Annotated in this window: 1 protein-coding gene; it reads left to right on the top strand. The window is 44.2% G+C overall.

All coding sequences use genetic code 11. The features are described 5' to 3' along the window. Positions 1–464, top strand: a 464-nt coding sequence (locus AC1DM9_RS34490; RefSeq protein ID WP_477584515.1) for an IS3 family transposase, incomplete at both ends; no start/stop codon positions are given.

Genomic DNA, 464 nt, shown 5'->3' with positions numbered 1-464 from the left:
GGCCATTGGACAGTATGGTTGAAGAGATTCGAGAACTCTGCACTGAGCATAAATTCCGTTACGGATACCGAAAGATTACTGCACTGCTTCAAAAAAAGTACAAGATTAATCACAAGCGCGTACAACGAATCATGCAATGTGAGCAGCTACAATGTCGAGTCAGAGTCAAGAAACGAAAGCATACAGGGCAGCCTGCTTATGTAGCTGAGTACCTATTAAAGCTACAATTTCAAGCTGAAGCACCGATGCATAAACTCGTCAAGGATATTACGTATTTACCATTCGGCGGAAAAATGATGTACCTATCGAGCATCCTCGATTTATATAACAGAGAGATCGTAGCTAGCAGTCTATCCGATACGCAAGATACGGACTTTGTCCTGGATACACTTAATCAATTGCCAGCTGTGCCTGGTGCGATTCTCCATAGCGATCAGGGCAGCGTCTACACGTCCCATGGGTAT

The organism is Paenibacillus sp. 01T431 (assembly GCF_056398625.1).
Note: the sequence above shows the minus strand (reverse complement) of the source record. Positions and strands in the feature narration are given on the sequence as shown.